The sequence below is a fragment of the Citrobacter freundii complex sp. 2024EL-00216 genome, from assembly GCF_043945515.1.
Classification (GTDB): Bacteria; Pseudomonadota; Gammaproteobacteria; order Enterobacterales; family Enterobacteriaceae; genus Citrobacter; species Citrobacter portucalensis.
In genome coordinates this window covers 35616-54047 of the sequence record NZ_JBIMRA010000008.1, presented here as the reverse complement: position 1 = coordinate 54047, position 18432 = coordinate 35616, and the positions used below count along the sequence as shown (strand labels likewise).

The window sequence follows — 18432 nt, the reverse complement described above, 5'->3', positions numbered from 1 at the left end:
ACCGATGTACATAAAACCCATTATGTACACCACTATGTACACGGCAATCGTGCGCTTTGTTGCTTCCTCATGATAGCCCATGATAACAAAAAAGCCCGCTGGGTGCGGGCTTGGTGTGATTTATGCGTCGTCCTGAATGTTGCTGATAGCTTACTCGATATTCTGAATCTGCTCGCGCATTTGCTCGATCAGTACCTTCAGTTCAATCGCGGAATTCGTCACTTCGGCATTGATAGACTTCGATGCCAGAGTGTTCGACTCACGGTTGAATTCCTGCATCATAAAGTCCAGACGACGGCCAACCGCCTCTTTTTTCTTCAGAATGTTGTAGGTTTCTTTGACGTGGGCTTCCAGGCGATCTAATTCTTCCGCCACATCGATACGTTGCGCCATCAGCACCAACTCTTGCTCAAGGCGGTTATTTTCCAACTGCACCTGGGCGTCTTCCAGTTTGGCTACCAGACGCTCGCGCTGCCATTGCAGGATTTCCGGCATATGAGCACGCACTTTTGTGACTTCAGCACTGACGCCTTCCAGACGCTGCTCGATCAGCGCCTTCAGCGCCTGACCTTCGGTTTCACGCGCAACGATGAAGTCATCCAGCGTACCGTCAAGCGCGGCGAGGATTTCGGCGGCAATGGCGTCCAGATCCTGCTCCTGGGCAGCCATTACGCCTGGCCAGCGCAGGATATCAACCGGGTTGATTTCACCTTCATCGCTCTGCATTTTGACCCAGTTAGCAGCGCTAACGAGCTGTTTAGCGAGTTTTTCATTCAGAATCAGCTCGCCTTGCGCGCTGGCATCAGGCTCAAAACGCAGGGTACATTCGACTTTACCGCGCGTCAGACGCGTGCGAATACGTTCGCGAACAACGGGTTCGAGACTACGGAACTGCTCCGGCAGGCGAAAATAGGTTTCCAGATAACGCTGGTTTACCGAGCGCATTTCCCAGGTGGCGCTACCCCATTCACCCTTGATTTCACGCCGGGCGTAGGCGGTCATGCTGCGGATCATAGACGTTCCTGTTTTTAAAGATGAGATGGGAGGATTATAGCCATCCGCGTCTTGTCAGGATAGGAATAACAGTCGGAAGTCCGTATAATGCGCAGCCACATTCGTTTCAAGCCGGAGATTTTATCATGCGTCCAGCAGGTCGTAGTGCCAATCAGGTGCGTCCCGTCACCCTGACCCGTAATTATACAAAACACGCTGAAGGCTCCGTGCTGGTCGAATTTGGTGATACCAAAGTGCTGTGTACCGCCTCTATTGATGAAGGCGTACCGCGTTTTCTGAAAGGTCAGGGCCAGGGCTGGATCACCGCAGAATATGGCATGCTGCCACGCGCCACGCACACCCGTAACGCCCGTGAAGCGGCGAAAGGTAAGCAGGGCGGCCGTACCATGGAAATCCAGCGCCTGATCGCTCGTGCGCTGCGCGCCGCCGTTGACCTGAAGACGCTCGGTGAATTCACTATTACGCTGGACTGTGATGTTATTCAGGCAGATGGCGGTACGCGTACTGCATCGATTACTGGCGCATGCGTTGCGTTGGCGGATGCGCTGAACAAGCTGGTGGCGAGCGGTAAGCTGAAAACTAACCCGATGAAAGGGATGGTTGCCGCGGTTTCCGTGGGCATTGTGAACGGTGAAGCACTCTGTGACCTTGAGTACGTTGAGGACTCTGCTGCTGAAACCGACATGAACGTAGTGATGACTGAGGACGGTCGCATTATAGAGGTTCAGGGTACGGCGGAAGGCGAACCGTTCAGCCATGAAGAACTTCTCACCCTACTGGCATTGGCCCGAGGGGGAATCGAATCCATTGTAGCGACGCAGAAGGCGGCGTTAGAAAATTGATTTTAAAGGCGACTGATGAGTCGCCTTTTTTTTGTCTGTAATAAAGTGAGATGAGGAGCGAATCCATGAAACCGTATCAGCGCCAGTTTATTGAGTTTGCGCTTAGCAAGCAGGTACTAAAGTTTGGCGAATTTACGCTGAAATCCGGGCGCAAAAGCCCCTATTTCTTCAACGCCGGGCTGTTTAATACCGGGCGCGACCTGGCACTGTTAGGCCGTTTTTATGCCGAAGCGCTGGTGGATTCCGGTATTGAGTTCGATTTGCTGTTTGGCCCTGCCTACAAAGGTATTCCGATTGCGACTACTACGGCTGTAGCACTTGCGGAACATCACGATAAAGATATGCCGTACTGCTTTAACCGCAAAGAGGCGAAGACCCATGGCGAAGGCGGTAATCTGGTAGGTAGCGCACTTGAGGGGCGTGTCATGCTGGTAGATGATGTTATCACCGCAGGTACGGCTATTCGTGAGTCGATGGAGATTATTCAGGCGAATGGCGCCACTCTGGCGGGGGTACTGATTTCTCTCGATCGTCAGGAACGCGGTCGCGGCGAGATTTCCGCGATTCAGGAAGTGGAACGCGATTATGGCTGCAAGGTGATTTCTATCATTACCCTGAAAGATCTGATTGCGTATCTGGAAGAGAAACCAGAGATGGCGGAGCATCTGGTGGCAGTACGGGCCTATCGCGAAGCGTACGGCGTTTAAGAACTGCCGGATGGCGCTGCGCCTATCCGGCCTACGTAACCCCGTAGGCCGGACAAGACGAAATCGCTACTGCAATTGAGCGGCAACCAACGGCCAGCGGGTGTCAAAATCATCCGTTGGGCGGTATTTAAATTCGCTACGTACAAACCGGGACAGCATACCTTCGCAGAAAGCCAGTAACTGGCTGGCCAGCAGCGTTTCATCCACGGTGTAGCCTTCACCTTCACGCATTCTTTTTTCTCGCAGAACCTGGCGCAACTGCGCTTCAATGCGCTCAAAAAGTTGGTTAATGCGACCTTGCAGACGGTCTTGCTCGAACATCAACGCGTGTCCGGTCAGAATTCGTGTCAGGCCTGGATTACGCTCACCAAACCCTAAAATCAGCAGAACGATCAGACGCAGACGCGCGTTGGTGTCTTTTTCATCTTTCAAAATCAGATTGATACGCGTAATCAGACTATCTTCGATAAACTCAATCAGGCTATCGAACATACGGGTCTTGCTGGGGAAATGGCGATACAATGCCGCTTCGGATACGCCAACTGAGGCTGCCAGCTTTGCTGTGGTGATGCGTTGGCTACCATCGCTGGACTCAAGCATCAGTGCCAGAGACTGAAGTATTTCTTCGCGACGATTCCTTTTCGCAGTTTGCTTTTCTACCATGTTACAAAATACCCCTGAAAATAAGCTCTTGCCAGGCAGGCATCCACACAGCGACCGCAAACTGTTGTTTGCGGTGTGTTATTGCGTTATTACGCTATGGGATGCTTTTCTGCGGGTTACTTGCGCCCGGAATGGCCGAAGCCACCTTCGCCACGATCGGTGGCTTCAAACTCTTCCACCAGATTAAATTCAGCCTGCACGACCGGTACAAATACCATCTGCGCGATACGTTCGCCCGGCTCAATAGTGAAGCTGTCCTGACCACGGTTCCAGACGGACACCATCAGTTGGCCCTGGTAGTCGGAATCAATCAAACCAACCAGATTGCCCAACACGATACCGTGCTTATGGCCCAGCCCGGAGCGCGGGAGCATTACCGCTGCCAGAGAAGGATCGGCAATGTGGATAGCTAACCCGGTTGGCACCAGCGTTGTTGCGCCCGGCGCCAGCTCTACGGCGTCATCAAGACAAGCACGCAGGTCAAGTCCGGCAGAACCAGAAGTGGCGTACGTCGGGAGCGGAAATTGTTGCCCTACGCGCGGGTCCAGAATCTTAACGTCGATTTTTTTCATCATAACGGGTCACGATCTCGTCGAGTAATAATTGGCCCAGGAGTTCTTTACGCTCAAGCGGTAAGACTTTGTCTCCATCCTGCCAAAAAAGGTGTAATGCGTTGCTATCGCTGTTAAACCCTTGAGTTGACAGCGAAACGTCGTTCGCACAGATCACATCAAGGTTTTTGCGGATGCGTTTTTGCCGGGCATATTCTTCCACATTATTTGTTTCGGCGGCAAACCCAACGACAAAAGGACGGTTAACATCCAGTGCGGCAACACCGGCGATAATGTCCGGATTTTTGACCATTTTTACTGTTAATTCATCGCCCTGCGTCGCTTGTTTTTTTATTTTTTCGTGGGCGACAGTTTCAGCGCGATAATCAGCGACTGCAGCGCAGCCGATAAAAATATGCTGTTGTTGCACCGTAGACTGCACAGCGGCTTCCATTTCCAGCGCGGTCATCACATTAACCCGTTGAACAAATGGTGGTGTGGATAACGAAACCGGACCCGATACCAGTGTGACGTTTGCCCCGCGCTTTGCGGCAGCGGCCGCGATCGCAAACCCCATCTTCCCGGAACTGTGGTTGGAAATATAACGCACGGGATCAAGCGGTTCACGCGTCGGACCCGCCGTAATCATGATGTTGAGATGTTGCAGATCGTTGACAGGTGAAAAATGTTCTGCCGCCATATCCACAATCGTTAACGGATCCAGCATGCGCCCAGGGCCGATATCACCACATGCCTGACTACCGCTGTCAGGACCCCAAATGAGTAAACCGCGTGAGGCAAGAATACCCAGGTTGTGCTGGGTCGCGGCAGCGCGGTACATCTGCTGGTTCATGGCTGGCAGTACAGCAACAGGAGCAGGCGTTGCCAGACAAATCGTTGACACCAGGTCGTTGGCCATACCTGCGGCGACACGAGCAATCAGGTCTGCAGTAGCGGGTGCCAGGATGACCAAATCGGCCCATTTCCCCAGCTCGATGTGGCCCATCGCGGCTTCGGCTGCGGGGTCAAGCAGGCTGTCGGAAACGGGATAACCTGAAACCGCCTGTAAACTCAGGGGAGTAATAAATGCTTTTGCCGCTTCGGTCATCGCCACGCGGACGTCAGCGCCGCGTTCCCGTAAACGACGCACCAACTCAGGGGTCTTGTACGCAGCAATACCGCCACTGACGCCAAGTACGATTTTTTTACCGGCCAGGCTCATCATGATCTTTCCTGTTGGGTTTCACCAGAAGGCGGATATTTTATCACAATCCGCAATTTGTCGTGCTTTTGACCGTACTCCACTTTGCGAGGCGCTACGAAGAAGTGAAAACAACGCGTCGAATCAACTTCGGTGTTATGCCACTATGCGGACGCGAGAGGAGGGAGAAGCATGGAAAATACAGGAAGTATGATGCCCCGGGAAAAGCTGTTGGCGCAGGGGGCCAGTTCTCTGACCGATGTTGAGCTTTTGGCTCTTTTTTTACGTACCGGCATGCAGGGTAAAGATGTGCTTACGCTGGCGAAAGAGATGCTTCAGCATTTTGAGTCGCTGTATGGCCTGTTGTCTGCTGATTACATGGATTTTAGCTATGTTCAGGGAATCGGTATCGCGAAGTACGCACAGTTGAAGGGGATTGCGGAGCTGGCAAGACGCTACTACAACGTGCGAATGATAGAGGAGCGGGCTCTACTTAGTCCGGAAATGGCGCGTGAATTTCTGCAAAGCCAGCTTTCGCAAGAGGAACGCGAGATCTTTTTGGTGATCTTTATGGATTCTCAACATCGCGTGATTAAACACAGCAAACTTTTTTCCGGTACGCTTAGCCATGTCGAGGTGCATCCGAGAGAAATTGTCCGTGAAGCGATAAAAATGAATGCTTCTGCGGTGATCCTTGCGCATAATCACCCTTCGGGGTGTGCAGAGCCGAGTAAAGCAGATAAACTCATCACCGAGCGTGTTGTGAAATGCTGTCAGTTCATGGATATCCGGGTGCTTGATCATCTGGTCATTGGGCGCGGAGAGTACGTTTCTTTTGCGGAACGCGGTTGGATTTAACGCACTTTACGCGATCCATCGGGATCTTTGTCTGTTCGGGACTTGAGCACATCGCTGACTCAGCGTATACTACGCCACCTTTGAGAATCTCGGGTTTGGCATTTGGGCCTGGCAATCGAGAGTTCGCAAATACGCAAAATCATTCTTGTTGCGTCCAATGACGAGGCAACATTGAAAGATTAAGTGTATTGAACTGCGATAACCGGGCTGAGAAGCCTGACGAGGCGCCAATACCCCATACGAAGCTCGAGCTAATTTGATTTTTGGAGAATAGACATGTCCCGAGTCTGCCAAGTTACTGGCAAGCGTCCGGTGACCGGTAACAACCGTTCCCACGCACTGAACGCGACTAAACGCCGTTTCCTGCCTAACCTGCACTCTCACCGTTTTTGGGTTGAGAGCGAGAAGCGTTTTGTCACCCTGCGTGTATCTGCTAAAGGTATGCGTGTTATTGATAAGAAAGGCATCGAAACAGTTCTGTCTGAACTGCGTGCCCGTGGCGAAAAGTACTAAGTACTAAGAGGAAATAAATCATGGCTAAAGGTATTCGTGAGAAAATCAAGCTGGTTTCTTCTGCTGGTACTGGTCACTTCTATACCACTACGAAGAACAAACGTACTAAGCCGGAAAAACTGGAACTGAAAAAGTTCGATCCAGTTGTTCGTCAGCACGTTTTATACAAAGAAGCGAAAATCAAATAATTTTCGTTTTGATGTAAAGAAAAACCCTGCCTCGGCGGGGTTTTTTGTTTTCTGGCCGTCCCCATATTAATGAGACCTGACATACCGCCGGAGATACTATGCCTGAATTACCTGAAGTCGAAACCAGCCGCCGTGGTATTGAGCCGCATCTGGTGGGGGCAACGATTATGCACGCGACGGTGCGTAACGGTCGTTTGCGTTGGCCAGTATCTGAGGAAATCTATCGTCTGAGTGATCAACCTGTCCTCAGCGTACAGCGGCGCGCGAAATACCTGCTGCTAGAACTGGCGGATGGCTGGATAATCATTCATCTGGGGATGTCGGGTAGCTTACGTATCCTTCCTGAAGAGCTTCCGGCAGACAAGCACGACCACGTTGACTTAGTGATGAGCAACGGCAAAGTTCTGCGTTATACCGATCCCCGCCGCTTTGGCGCCTGGCTGTGGACTAAAGTACTGGATGGACATAATGTCCTCGCTCATCTTGGCCCTGAGCCGCTGAGCGACGATTTCAACGCCAATTATCTACAGCAGAAATGTTCGAAGAAGAAAACGGCGATTAAACCCTGGCTGATGGATAACAAGCTGGTGGTGGGTGTGGGTAATATCTACGCCAGCGAGTCGCTATTTGCGGCTGGGATTCATCCTGACCGTCTTGCGTCATCGCTGTCGAAAGATGAGTGTGAATTGCTGGTACGCGTTATCAAGGCGGTGTTGCTGCGTTCTATCGAGCAGGGTGGGACGACGCTGAAGGACTTTCTGCAAAGTGACGGTAAGCCTGGCTATTTTGCCCAGGAGCTGCAGGTCTATGGGAGAGAAGGTGAACCGTGTCGTGCATGCGGCGCACCGATTGTTGCGACAAAACACGCCCAGCGTACAACGTTCTATTGCCGTCGCTGTCAGAAATAGTGTCATTGCAGGCCGGATGCTGCATCCGGCCTGGTGCATTACTTCAGTTTACTCATTAATGCCTGATGGACGTTTTCCGGCAAAAAGTGCGTCACGTCACCCTGGTGGCGGGCAACTTCTTTCACTAGTGACGATGAGATAAATGACCACTCTTTAGATGGCATCAGAAAAACGCTTTCCAGCTGTGGCATGAGGTGGCGGTTCATATGGGCCAGCTGCATTTCATACTCAAAATCGGCTACCGCGCGCAGGCCACGGATCAGAATGTTCGCCTGATTATCACGGGCAAAGTTTGCCATCAGATCGCTGAATCCCAGCACTTCCACATTGCCAAGATGCGCCGTTGCCTGTTGTGCCAGCTCAACGCGCTCTTCCAGAGTAAACATCGGCTTTTTACTGGGGCTTGCGGCAATCGCCAGAATCACGTGATCAAACATGCTTGTCGCACGCGTCACGATATCGAGGTGGCCGTTAGTAATAGGATCAAAGGTTCCTGGATAAATCGCCCGTTTTTGCATGACTTGCCTCAATGCGTTTTGGGTGGCAGGTAAGGTTCCAGCAGTTGCAGCAGACGCTGTAGAGCGCCCTGATTTTGATACAGAACTTCAACTGCGTGACGGCCATAAAAATTACGATAATCTGCATCGGTCAGTAAGGAAGAGACCTCTTTCACCAGCGTAGCTGCGTCGGTGACGGTGATCAATCCGCTTGCCTGTTCCAGACGGGCGCAAATATCTTTAAAATTAAACGTATGTGGTCCCATCAACACCGGAATAGCATGTGCTGCCGCTTCCAGCGGGTTGTGTCCACCACGTTCAACCAGTGAACCGCCGACAAAAGCAAGGTCGGCAATGCCATACAGCAACATCAGCTCACCCATGGTATCGCCGATCACAACCTGAGTACCTGATGACGGAACTTCACCCGAAGAACGAGTGGTATAGCTTAGTCCAGCCTGGCGTACGAGGTTAATGGCATCCGGGAACCGTTCTGGATGTCTGGGAACCAGAATCAATAAAAGATTCGGGAACTGATTTAATAACGCCTGATGAGCGGCAATGATGATGCTTTCTTCACCGTCGTGGGTGCTGGTTGCAATCCATACCGGGCGGTGAGGCGCCCATTGACGACGTAATGTCACCGCTTTTGCGGCCAGTTGCGGTGTGACGGATATATCAAACTTCAGGCTGCCAGTAACGGTGACTTGATTGCTTCTGGCGCCAAGCGTAATAAAACGTGCGCCATCTTCTTCGTTTTGTGCGGCAATCAACGTAATTCGACGCAGTAGTCTGCCAACAAATTTACCTAATTTCGCATAACCAGCGGCTGAACGAGCAGAAAGACGTGCGTTGGCAATGACCAGAGGAATGTGGCGCTTATGGAGTGCCGCGATCAGATTTGGCCACAGCTCGGTTTCCATAATTAACACCAGTTTGGGGTCAACTTTATTCAGAAAACGGTTCAGGGCATCCGGTAAATCGTATGGCAAATAAATGTGCTGAACGTCAGTACCAAAAGCAGATTGTACGCGCTCGGAACCGGTTGGCGTCATGGTGGTTACCGTGATCGGCAAGTCGGGATAACGATGTCGCAGAGCGCGAACTAATGGGATTGCAGCCAGCGTTTCGCCCACAGAAACCGAATGAAGCATGATGCCGCCAGGTTTTAGCGGGCGGCGATAAAAGCCGTAGCGTTCGCCCCAGCGTTTACGGTAGGCCGGAGCCTTACGTCCGCGCACCCAAAGCCGTATCCAGATCAAAGGCTGAATAAGATAGAGCAATGTGGTGTAAAGCAACTCAAGCATGGGCGTTAGCTGGCTAATGGATGTGCTGTGGATTCTATGTATTTACCCGGTGCTTTGCTATTACTTTTGCCATTCAGGGACCAATTAGACGCTAAAGTGGTCAATCTGACGTGTGATAGACCATTAAGTTACATTCTGGTGTAACTCTTTGAAATTAAAGTCAGGGGCTAGAGAAGGTAACAAAATTGGTTTTAAAGTTGGCATCAATCTGCGCTAATGAATTGATTGGAAAGACGAAAAGAAAAATGTGCTTAACTTTTATTCGTATCGGATTGCCACTAAAGAAGTGGTACACTAGCGCGCAAAATTTTAGTGCGATATCAGTAATCAGGCAACTGTTGAGCTTGGGGCGGTAGCGTGCTTTTTTTTTGCTTAACGGTATCGGACACTCTCAACAAAAGAGCCGCTTGTGGAAAAGTTATTCAGAAATATCCTAGTCATTAAAATGCGTTTTCATGGCGATATGCTGCTGACAACCCCCGTCATAAGTACATTAAAACGTAACTATCCTGATGCCAAAATCGATGTGCTCCTTTACGAAGACACAAAGCCGATTTTATCTGAAAATCCGGAAATTAATGCGCTATATGGAATCAGTAAGAAAAACGCCACGACAAAAAAGAAAATCGCTAATTTCATTTCATTAATAAAAAAGTTACGCCAAAACCAATATGATTTAGTAATCAACTTGACCGATCAGTGGCTGGTTGCACTATTGGTCCGCTTTTTGTCCGCGGATACAAAACTTTCCCCTGATTTCCCGCACCGTCAGAAGCCTTTCTGGCAGAAGAGCTTTACGCATCTTGTGCCGATTACTGGCGACCATATCGTCGAGCGTAACCTGTCGATTCTGAATCCACTTGGGCTTAAAACACTCAATCACGAACTGTCCATGCACTACGCTCCTTCCCATTGGAAAAATATCCATGAACAGCTAAAACAGCTCAACGTGGGTGAGCGCTATGTGGTTATTCAGCCAACCGCACGTCAGATCTTTAAATGTTGGGATAACGAGAAATTTTGTGAGGTTATTGATGCCTTACAGGAACAAGGTTATCCGGTTGTGCTGACCTCTGGACCTGGGATAGAAGACCAGGAATGTATCCATGATATTGCTGAGGGATGCAAATTATCTCCCGTCACCGCGCTTGCGGGTAAAACGACGTTTCCTGAATTGGCTGCTCTCATTGATCATGCGGCGTTGTTTATCGGTGTTGACTCCGCGCCTATGCATATTTCCGCAGCGGTGAAGACCCCTATCATTTGTTTGTTTGGCGCGACGGATCATATCGCGTGGCGGCCATGGGCGGAAAATGTCACGCTGCTATGGGCTGGAAACTATCAGCCAGTACCGCCAAGAGAGCGACTGGACCGCAGTTATAAATATCCGTCAGTGATCCCTGCGGAAGATGTTATTAACGCCGCCTGGCAAGTGCTCAATGGCGCCGCGCCAGAAATTGAGGTGAATGCACAATGATTGTTGCCCTCTGTCTGTACAAATATTTTCCCTATGGTGGGCTACAGCGTGACTTTATGCGTATCGCTAAAACGATCGCGGCGCGCGGGCATCATGTCCGAGTCTATACACGAGCCTGGCAAGGGGAGCGCCCGGCGGAATTTGAGTGCGTTGATGTCCCGGTTACCGCACATTCCAACCATGGACGAGATAAACAGTATCAGACGTGGGTTCAGCAGCATTTAACTCAGTACCCGGCAGACCGTGTCCTGGGTTTTAATAAAATGCCGGGTCTGGATTATTACTACGCAGCGGATGTGTGTTATGCGGCGAAGGTAGCGAAAGAAAAGGGGTTCTTGTATCGTTTAACGGCGCGATACCGTCACTACGTAGCCTTTGAGCAAGCTGTGTTTAAACCAGGGATGAAGACAAAGTTGCTGATGCTGACTACAAAACAAATCCTTGATTTTAAAATGTATTACCATACGGAAGACGAGCGCTTTCAGCTTCTTCCGCCCGGCATCTATCCCGATAGAAAATACAGTAGCCAGGCCCCCGGTAGCCGTGAACGCTACCGTGAAGCCAACGGCATCACTCCGGATCACTTCTTATTGTTGCAGGTTGGTTCTGATTTTTCACGAAAAGGAGTCGGCCGCTCAATTGCCGCTGTCGCCGCACTGCCTGAGGCTATCCGTCGTCAAACCCAGCTCTTTGTTGTTGGTCAGGATAAACCTCGCGCATTCGCTGCGCAGGCAGAAAGAATGGGTGTGAAAGAGAACGTCCATTTCTTTGCTGGGCGTGATGATGTTGCACATCTGATGGCGGCTGCGGACGTGTTATTACATCCGGCGAAGCAGGAAGCTGCGGGAATTGTACTGGTTGAAGCTATCGCGGCGGGTTTGCCTGTGCTCGTGACGGAGGTCTGCGGGTACGCACCTCACGTAGCGGCGGCAGGATGCGGTGTTGTATTGAGTGAACCTTTTGAGCAACATGCGCTTGATGACGATTTGCATAAGGTCCTGGCGGATAGTTCTCTTCGTGAAAAGTGGGCGAAAAATGCGCGGCATTATGCGGATACGCAGGATCTTTATAGTTTGCCAGAACATGTAGCGGATATTATTACAGGTGAATTGCATGGTTGAGTTAAATGAACCCTTTGCCACATTGTGGAAGGGAAAAGACCCATTCATCGAGGTTAGAAAGCTTCAGGGTGAGGTCTTTCGGGAACTAGAAACCCGTCGCACACTTCGTTTTAGCGTTGCTAATAAGAGCTATTTTTTGAAGTGGCACCGAGGTACCACTTATAAAGAAGTCATTAAAAATCTACTGTCACTTCGTATGCCGGTACTGGGTGCCGACCGTGAGTGGAATGCCATACACCGTTTAGCCTCCTTAGGCGTTGATACGATGCATGGCGTTGCATTTGGCGAAACGGGTTGGAATCCGGTAAAGAAAACCTCTTTTATCATTACCGAAGATTTAACGCCAACTATTAGCCTGGAAGATTATTGTGCGAATTGGTGTGTTGAACCCCCGCATCCGCACGTAAAAAGAATGCTGATTCAACGTGTAGCCGATATGGTTCGCGCGATGCATCTTGGCGGTGTTAACCATCGTGATTGTTATATTTGCCATTTCTTACTTCATCTTCCATTTGATGATAAAAATGAAGATAGTCTAAAAATTTCGGTGATCGATCTGCATCGGGCACAAATTAGAAATAAAGTGCCTTTACGTTGGCGTAATAAGGATCTTATCGGGCTTTATTTTTCGTCCGACAATATTGGATTGACGGCCCGAGATTATTATAGATTTTTAAAAATATACTTCAATCGTAGCCTGAAAGATATTATTAAGAATGAGGGTGTGTTCATTGAACAGGTTGAAGGAAAAGCCAGATCTATTCGCGAAAGAACAATTCGCAAATCATTGTAATATTAACTGAAAAAATATGTTGTAAATGGAATTTGTATTTCATGGAATGAACTCATACTATGTCTCTTCTTGCATTTTTTATTTATAAATATGTGTCAGGTTTTGTTTCAATAGGGTTTATATGAATTCAAATACACAAACGCAAGCCTCATGTAAAGGTATTGCAGTTTATTTGTTGTTAATTTCATTTTGTGTTCTATGTTTTGTTTGGCCTATACAGAATTCTATCTTGCCAGCCAATAGGAATTTCTCCATATATTTAAGTGCAGCTCTAACTTTATACTTTTGCGTTTGTAGAAAATATGTATCTATTGAGCTTAGTCAACTGGCGAAATATGCTGTCGCTTTAATTCTTATTTTTCTCGTGTTTACACTGATCAATGGATTATTTGTTGCAGTTGATGTGGGGAAAATGCTGCGCAGCTGGCAGGGACAGTACCTGCGTGCGGGGCTATTATTCTTTGTTGGACTCTTTTTGTATCCAATCTGTAAGTATCATTTTAAATATATAACAGCCAATAAGGTATTGTCTTTAGTTGTTCTGTGTTCGCTAGGGGTGATATTTATTCATCTGCTGCAGAATATCTATTTTTATATCAAGACGGGAACGATACTCTGGGGTGAGACGTGGATTGTACCAACTCGCACCGAGATGAGCTTTCAGATAAACATGGTTTCGGGAATTTTACTGGCAGAACTTGCCTGTCGACTGTTCCTGGGCCGTAAGTATCTAATTTTCAGCAACAAATTGATGGCTGCCTTTATTTTGCTGTGCTTCATCTGTTCAGCATTAGCGAAGACCCGCTGGGGAACTATTGGTCTGATTGGTAGTACGATTTCTATCTGCGTATTTATTGCCTTAAAAGCGATTAGCCGAAAGAACTTGCCGAAGCTCTGTCTGGCTGCACTGGTCGTTGCGATGGTAGTAGGCATTATAGGCTACACTTCCTGGCATCAGGACTCCCGTTGGAAAAGCCTAAGCATGGATATGGTTGCTGGCTGGGATCTGGGTATGCACAGTCGTTGTTATAACGGTTTTGATGGCCCGTTGATGCAGGACAGCACTGGCCGCATAATGGATGACTCGAATAGTTGCCGGGCATCGTTTTTCCGTCAGGGGAACGAACTGATCGCTGAATATCCGTTTGGTGCGGGTCCGCGAAAAGATGCATTCTTAGTGCTTCTGCAGGAAAAATATCACGACCCTATTATTCAGCAATCTAACAGCCATTACGGGTTGATTGATGTCGCGCTTCAGAACGGTATCCTTGGGCTTATCAACTGGGTGGCATTCGTCATGTTGATGATCCTTATTGGCTGGCGCGCATTCTCTCGTGATTTAATAATTCCGGGTCTGTACTTGTCTCTTTTCACGGTGAGCTTCTTGTTCCGTAGTGGTGTAGATAACATGATGCGCGATCACTATCTTGAGCAAAACCTTGCGTTATCAGGTTTAATGCTGGGACTGATCTTTACGAGTAATAAAATATCACGGGCTAAAAAATGAAAGTTTTAATTATTCGTAGAGATAATATTGGCGACTTGATACTGACAACGCCGCTGATCTCGACTATTGCAAAAGACATGAATTGTAAAGTTGATTTGTTGGTTAACACCTACAATCAATCGATTATCGAAAATAATCCTCATGTAGGTAAAGTTTTCTTATACAGCAAGCTGCACCACCGTTCTAAAGGTACATCTAGCCTTAAGGTATTGTTTCAGCGCCTGAAGACGATTATCGATCTGCGTCGTGCTAAATATGATGTCGCGATTATTGCCAAAGAGCATTGGGATAAACGACCTTTACAGTGGGCAAAATTAGCGGGTGCTAAAAGAATTATCGCTATTGGTAATGACTGCCCGGACATTGTCACCGATGCCATTCCTGAAACTCAGGAGCAGCTTCATCTGGTCAATTTATTGAATAGATTAACGGGACCGCTAGGCTGTACTTCTAAACCAGGTCCGCTGGAGCTGTATGTCACACCCCAAGAACTGGCTGATATAAAAGCAAATATAGAATTTCCACAGGATAATTTACCTGTTTATGGGTTGCAGATAAGTTCCCGAAGAGAAGAACAACAATGGCAAAAAGAAAAGTTTGTTGAGCTTGCGCATAAACTTGCAGCCATACAGGCGTGCCATATTATGTTATTCTGGTCTCCAGGGAAATCAGATAATAAATTACATCCCGGTGATGATGATAAGGCTGATTTTATCAGCGCGCAATGTGCCGATCTGCCGATTATTCCAGTAAGAACGAATAGCGTTCGTGAGCTGATGGCCGGTATGTCACTATGCGATCAGATTGTGACCAGTGACGGCGGTGCCTTGCATATTGCTGCTGGGGTGCGCAAACCAGTGGTGGCGCTGTTCGGCAACAAGGCTGCATGGCTATGGACGCCATGGGGTGTGCCGTACGAAATGCTGCAAGGAAAAGATTATGATGCTCGCAATATTAGCGTCGATGATGTATTTACGCGGTTTGTAAGTCTGCAGGAGCAAGTGCGTAAAAATACCGCAATGGATGAAGCATAAGTTTACTTATTGCTATAGATAAGTTGATATATTGATCCCTATCTGGCGATAGATTAAATAGGTTTTATTTAATGATTAGAGCATTGAGAAAAAAAATTCAGCTATTACTGGTTAATCTTTTTTTAATGATATACACCCGTAAGAAAGATTTTTCTTTTAGTCAGCAAGAATTTGAAAATCAGGATAAAAATCAGCTGAAGAATATCCTGATTTATTCTTCAACGGCGCTGGGTGATTTCATGATGAACTCTCCAGCAATTCATGCGCTCCGCCAGACATATCCTTCTGCGACAATCACCCTGATTTGCCACAAAAAGATGTATGACTTCCTCAAAGGGGGGAGTGACTGGGACGATCTTATCTCATGGGATAATAAACTCACCACCCTCCCGGCATTGGTTAAAGAGATCAAGAAACGTGGAACGCCAGACCTGACGGTAATTCTTCACTCACATACACCTTACGATTTCCTTAGCGCCATTATTGCTGGCACAAAGTATGTCTTTGTGGATAACGATAAGCAGGACATCCTACTCGTAAGTAAATGGGCAACCAACAGAATCAGTAAATTCGTTGGGCATACTATTCAGCGAAAGCTGGAGCTCATCATGCCGTTGCTGAATGAAAAGCCAGACAACAGTATGCACCTGCCGTTTCCTGTCGAACGTACGGTGAGCGAGGAAGATTCAAAGCTGCGCTGGATTGGTTTTCAAATGGGAGCATCATCCTTTAAGAAATGCTGGCCTGTTGAGCGATTTGTCACTTTCGCAAACCAACTTTTTGCCCATGATGATGTGCGTGTCGTCCTGATTGGCGCGCCGAATGAAGTGCCTCTGCAGGACGAATTTTTGCAAAAGCTGGATAGCCGCTTTCATGACCGCGTAAAGCCACTTATCGGTAAAACGACGCTTAAAGGGTTGATTCAGGAAGTGAAGAATATGGACCTGCTGGTAACATCAGATACAGGACCTATGCACCTTGCCGTGGCAATGCGGGTACCGACGGTGAGTATGTATGTGATCACCTCACCCTATCTTTATGGCCCCTATCAGGACCCTCAATTGCACAAGGTGGTTTACAAAGCCTATACGACGCTGGATGAAATTAAGTATCGTTCAGCGCTAGAGAAGGTGAGTTGCGAAGAGATCATGGCGCATGTAAAACCATTCCTGCAGTAAGCTTACCGATGCTCTGCATGTTCTGATAAGCGTGCAGAGCACCCGTCCCGAGTCGGGGGATTATACGTCGGACGGTAGGTGTGTTAGTACTTGCTGAGCGGTGAGTAACGACAGTTTTCCTTCCGGAGCAATGCACGTTAACTGATTCTTACCGTAGCCACCAATGAGCCCTGGGTCGGTGGGACCATACAGCGTAACGTTTGGGCGATTGAGCGCGGCGGTCAGATGACTAAGGCCTGTATCAACCGAAACTACAAATTTAGCACCGGCGAGGATACGCGCAATTTCCTCAAGACTCATCCTTGGCAATACATCGACATTATCAAATCCTTCCGCAATTCTTCTTGCTCTTTCCTCTTCATGCGCTGCTCCCCAGGGAAGTTTAATGCGAATCCCTGTCTTCGGTATCAGCGTAATAAGGTCCCGCCAGTGCGCTTCTGTCCAATGCTTATCATCTCGCGTGGTCGCATGTAAAAATACAGCGTAGGGCTGCGAATTAGACGTTTGCTGTTTTACAAAATGCTGCGCAATCGCGTAATCACCCTGCAACTGCGGTTTAGCATACCCCAGGCTTTTGGCGAACAATTCACGCGTACGTTCTACCGCGTGCTGCTGTTTGGCTATGTGATGTTTGCGATTATAAAACAGACTTGCCAGCGGTTCGCGGGCTGTGCTCCAGTCCATACCATGCTTGATGCCACGTGCCAGACGTGTCACCAACGCCGCGCTTTTAACCAAACCCTGCGCATCGATTATTGCGTCATAATGCTGTAAACGCACCGCATCACGAAACGCTTTACGCTCGGCTTTTATCGGCGCTGAAAACCAGGCTTTACGCCAGCGACGGATCGCCACTGGAATAACCCGGTCAACGGCTGAATGCCAGGAGGGGATTTGAGCGAACCCTTCTTCCACCACCCAATCAAATTGAATACCTGGAATAGCCTGCTGCGCATCGGTTAATGCGGGCAACGTATGCAGTACATCGCCCATAGACGACGTTTTAACGATCAGAACCCGCATCCGTCAGGCTTCCTCTTGTAACAACAGGTCGTTGAGTTCTTCCAGCACGCGCTGTGGCGTGATGTCCATCAGACTCTGGTGATAGCCTTCTGCCGCATCGCCCTTACGCACTTTGTGATACCCCGTAATCAGGCGAATGACACGTGCCTTGTGGGAAAGCGGAGGCGTAAAATCCGGGCTGCTTGGACCATACAATGCGACCAGTGGACGGTTCAGTGCTGCGGCCACGTGCATTAATCCAGAATCGTTGGTGACGACCGCTTTGCAGGCGGCGAGCAGAATGACGGCCTGTTCCAGCTGTGTTTCGCCCGCCAGATTACGGCACCAGGCTTGCTGTTCAGTGCTCAGCGTTGCCAGGATCTCATTGCCAGCTTCATGGTCTTTTGCTGAGCCAAACAGCACAATCTGATGGCCTTCATCGATCAACTGCTTCGCCAACGCTGCGTAGTGGTAATGTGGCCAGCGTTTTGCTGGACCAAATTCCGCACCTGGGCAAAAGCCGATGATGGGGCGTTCGGCAGAGAGGGAAAACTGACTACAGGTCAGTGATTTCTCGCCTTCGCTGACCTGCAACTGCGGCCATAGCAGAGGCTGCGGCAAATCTTTGGCCGTCAGCATCACGCCTTTATCATAAGCCAGAGCCACATAGCGCTCGACCATCAGTGGCCATGCGTCTTTATCCAGTACGCGCGCATCGTTCAGCAGACCGTAGCGCATCTCGCCACGCCAACCGGTACGATGGGGAATACCCGCAAAGAACGGCACCAGAGCGGATTTAAACGAGTTAGGCAGCACATAAGCGCGGTCATAGCGCTTCTCACGCAGACTGTGGCCGAGTTTACGGCGCTCGCCGATCTCCAGCGCGCCGTGCCCCAACGGCATGGCGATAGCTTCGTTGACTTCTGGCATGCGCGACAATAACGGACGGCACCATGCAGGTGCCATCACGTCGATTATCGCCTGGGGATAGCGCGCCTTGAGCGTGCGATAGAGACTTTGCGACATCATCATGTCGCCCACCCAAGATGGGCCAACCACCAAAATTTTCAT

Annotated in this window: 20 protein-coding genes; 12 read left to right on the top strand and 8 right to left on the bottom strand. The window is 49.1% G+C overall.

Going from position 1 to position 18432, the window contains the following annotated elements:
- Window positions 1–150 precede the first annotated feature (150 nt).
- On the bottom strand, window positions 151–1014 hold the full coding sequence (locus tag ACHHZ7_RS12555) for a YicC/YloC family endoribonuclease (protein ID WP_003024052.1): 864 nt from the start codon (window positions 1012–1014) through the stop codon (window positions 151–153).
- Between the two features lie 125 nt (window positions 1015–1139).
- Between ACHHZ7_RS12555 and rph the strand changes: the two genes are divergently transcribed.
- Window positions 1140–1856 carry a ribonuclease PH gene (gene rph / locus ACHHZ7_RS12550; RefSeq protein ID WP_003024054.1) on the top strand — a complete coding sequence of 239 codons (717 nt, stop codon included), beginning with the start codon at window positions 1140–1142 and terminating at the stop codon, window positions 1854–1856.
- A gap of 65 nt (window positions 1857–1921) precedes the next feature.
- On the top strand, window positions 1922–2563 hold the full coding sequence (gene pyrE, locus ACHHZ7_RS12545; protein ID WP_020996052.1) for an orotate phosphoribosyltransferase: 642 nt from the start codon (window positions 1922–1924) through the stop codon (window positions 2561–2563).
- 66 nt (window positions 2564–2629) lie between these two features.
- On the opposite strand, the gene slmA is transcribed toward pyrE, so the two are convergent.
- The 3 genes from slmA to coaBC all read right to left on the bottom strand — a co-directional run bounded on the left by slmA (window position 2630) and on the right by coaBC (window position 4999).
- Window positions 2630–3226, bottom strand: a complete 597-nt coding sequence (gene slmA, locus ACHHZ7_RS12540) for a nucleoid occlusion factor SlmA (protein WP_003827257.1) — start codon at window positions 3224–3226, stop codon at window positions 2630–2632.
- A gap of 116 nt (window positions 3227–3342) precedes the next feature.
- A complete protein-coding gene (gene dut / locus ACHHZ7_RS12535) occupies window positions 3343–3801 on the bottom strand; it encodes a dUTP diphosphatase (RefSeq protein WP_003827259.1) in 459 nt (152 codons plus the stop codon).
- The gene (gene coaBC / locus ACHHZ7_RS12530) at window positions 3779–4999 is read right to left on the bottom strand and encodes a bifunctional phosphopantothenoylcysteine decarboxylase/phosphopantothenate--cysteine ligase CoaBC (RefSeq protein ID WP_123969814.1); all 1221 of its coding nucleotides are present in this window, start codon (window positions 4997–4999) and stop codon (window positions 3779–3781) included. The genes dut and coaBC overlap by 23 nt, the downstream gene beginning before the upstream one ends.
- Before the next feature lie 171 nt (window positions 5000–5170).
- On the opposite strand from coaBC, the gene radC reads away from it, so the two are divergent.
- The 4 genes from radC (at window position 5171) to mutM (ending at window position 7445) form a co-directional block, all read left to right on the top strand.
- Complete coding sequence (gene radC / locus ACHHZ7_RS12525; RefSeq protein ID WP_048227329.1) at window positions 5171–5836, top strand: DNA repair protein RadC; 666 nt, start codon at window positions 5171–5173, stop codon at window positions 5834–5836.
- A 276-nt stretch (window positions 5837–6112) separates the two neighbouring features.
- Complete coding sequence (rpmB, locus tag ACHHZ7_RS12520; RefSeq protein WP_003024071.1) at window positions 6113–6349, top strand: 50S ribosomal protein L28; 237 nt, start codon at window positions 6113–6115, stop codon at window positions 6347–6349.
- 20 nt (window positions 6350–6369) lie between these two features.
- The gene (gene rpmG / locus ACHHZ7_RS12515) at window positions 6370–6537 is read left to right on the top strand and encodes a 50S ribosomal protein L33 (RefSeq protein WP_003024094.1); all 168 of its coding nucleotides are present in this window, start codon (window positions 6370–6372) and stop codon (window positions 6535–6537) included.
- Window positions 6538–6635: 98 nt separating this feature from the next.
- Window positions 6636–7445, top strand: coding sequence for a bifunctional DNA-formamidopyrimidine glycosylase/DNA-(apurinic or apyrimidinic site) lyase (gene mutM / locus ACHHZ7_RS12510; protein ID WP_060682956.1), 810 nt, complete (start codon window positions 6636–6638; stop codon window positions 7443–7445).
- Between the two features lie 38 nt (window positions 7446–7483).
- On the opposite strand, the gene coaD is transcribed toward mutM, so the two are convergent.
- Both coaD and waaA read right to left on the bottom strand, forming a co-directional pair.
- Window positions 7484–7963 (bottom strand): pantetheine-phosphate adenylyltransferase, encoded by a 480-nt coding sequence (gene coaD, locus ACHHZ7_RS12505; protein ID WP_003024099.1) that lies wholly within the window; start codon window positions 7961–7963, stop codon window positions 7484–7486.
- Between the two features lie 8 nt (window positions 7964–7971).
- Entirely contained in the window at window positions 7972–9249 is a 1278-nt protein-coding gene (waaA, locus tag ACHHZ7_RS12500) for a lipid IV(A) 3-deoxy-D-manno-octulosonic acid transferase (RefSeq protein ID WP_008786476.1), read from the bottom strand.
- A 409-nt stretch (window positions 9250–9658) separates the two neighbouring features.
- Here waaA and rfaQ point away from each other — a divergent pair, with 409 nt between their 5' ends.
- From rfaQ to ACHHZ7_RS12470, 6 genes are all read left to right on the top strand, one after another.
- Window positions 9659–10726: a lipopolysaccharide core heptosyltransferase RfaQ gene (rfaQ, locus tag ACHHZ7_RS12495; RefSeq protein WP_071845238.1), complete on the top strand. Its 1068-nt coding sequence runs from the start codon at window positions 9659–9661 to the stop codon at window positions 10724–10726.
- Window positions 10723–11847, top strand: coding sequence for a glycosyltransferase family 4 protein (locus tag ACHHZ7_RS12490; protein ID WP_060682954.1), 1125 nt, complete (start codon window positions 10723–10725; stop codon window positions 11845–11847). The genes rfaQ and ACHHZ7_RS12490 overlap by 4 nt, the downstream gene beginning before the upstream one ends.
- Window positions 11840–12640, top strand: coding sequence for a lipopolysaccharide core heptose(I) kinase RfaP (gene rfaP / locus ACHHZ7_RS12485; protein ID WP_008786473.1), 801 nt, complete (start codon window positions 11840–11842; stop codon window positions 12638–12640). The genes ACHHZ7_RS12490 and rfaP overlap by 8 nt, the downstream gene beginning before the upstream one ends.
- A 121-nt stretch (window positions 12641–12761) precedes the next feature.
- A complete protein-coding gene (locus tag ACHHZ7_RS12480) occupies window positions 12762–14147 on the top strand; it encodes an O-antigen ligase family protein (RefSeq protein WP_100271761.1) in 1386 nt (461 codons plus the stop codon).
- Window positions 14144–15181 (top strand): glycosyltransferase family 9 protein, encoded by a 1038-nt coding sequence (locus ACHHZ7_RS12475; RefSeq protein WP_060683762.1) that lies wholly within the window; start codon window positions 14144–14146, stop codon window positions 15179–15181. Before ACHHZ7_RS12480 ends, ACHHZ7_RS12475 begins: the two co-directional genes overlap by 4 nt.
- A gap of 71 nt (window positions 15182–15252) precedes the next feature.
- Window positions 15253–16359, top strand: coding sequence for a glycosyltransferase family 9 protein (locus tag ACHHZ7_RS12470; protein ID WP_060682953.1), 1107 nt, complete (start codon window positions 15253–15255; stop codon window positions 16357–16359).
- A 60-nt stretch (window positions 16360–16419) separates the two neighbouring features.
- Here the strand turns inward: ACHHZ7_RS12470 and rfaC are convergent, their stop codons facing one another.
- Both rfaC and rfaF read right to left on the bottom strand, forming a co-directional pair.
- Window positions 16420–17382, bottom strand: a complete 963-nt coding sequence (rfaC, locus tag ACHHZ7_RS12465) for a lipopolysaccharide heptosyltransferase RfaC (RefSeq protein ID WP_060682952.1) — start codon at window positions 17380–17382, stop codon at window positions 16420–16422.
- A gap of 3 nt (window positions 17383–17385) precedes the next feature.
- Window positions 17386–18432 carry an ADP-heptose--LPS heptosyltransferase RfaF gene (gene rfaF / locus ACHHZ7_RS12460; RefSeq protein ID WP_060682951.1) on the bottom strand — a complete coding sequence of 349 codons (1047 nt, stop codon included), beginning with the start codon at window positions 18430–18432 and terminating at the stop codon, window positions 17386–17388.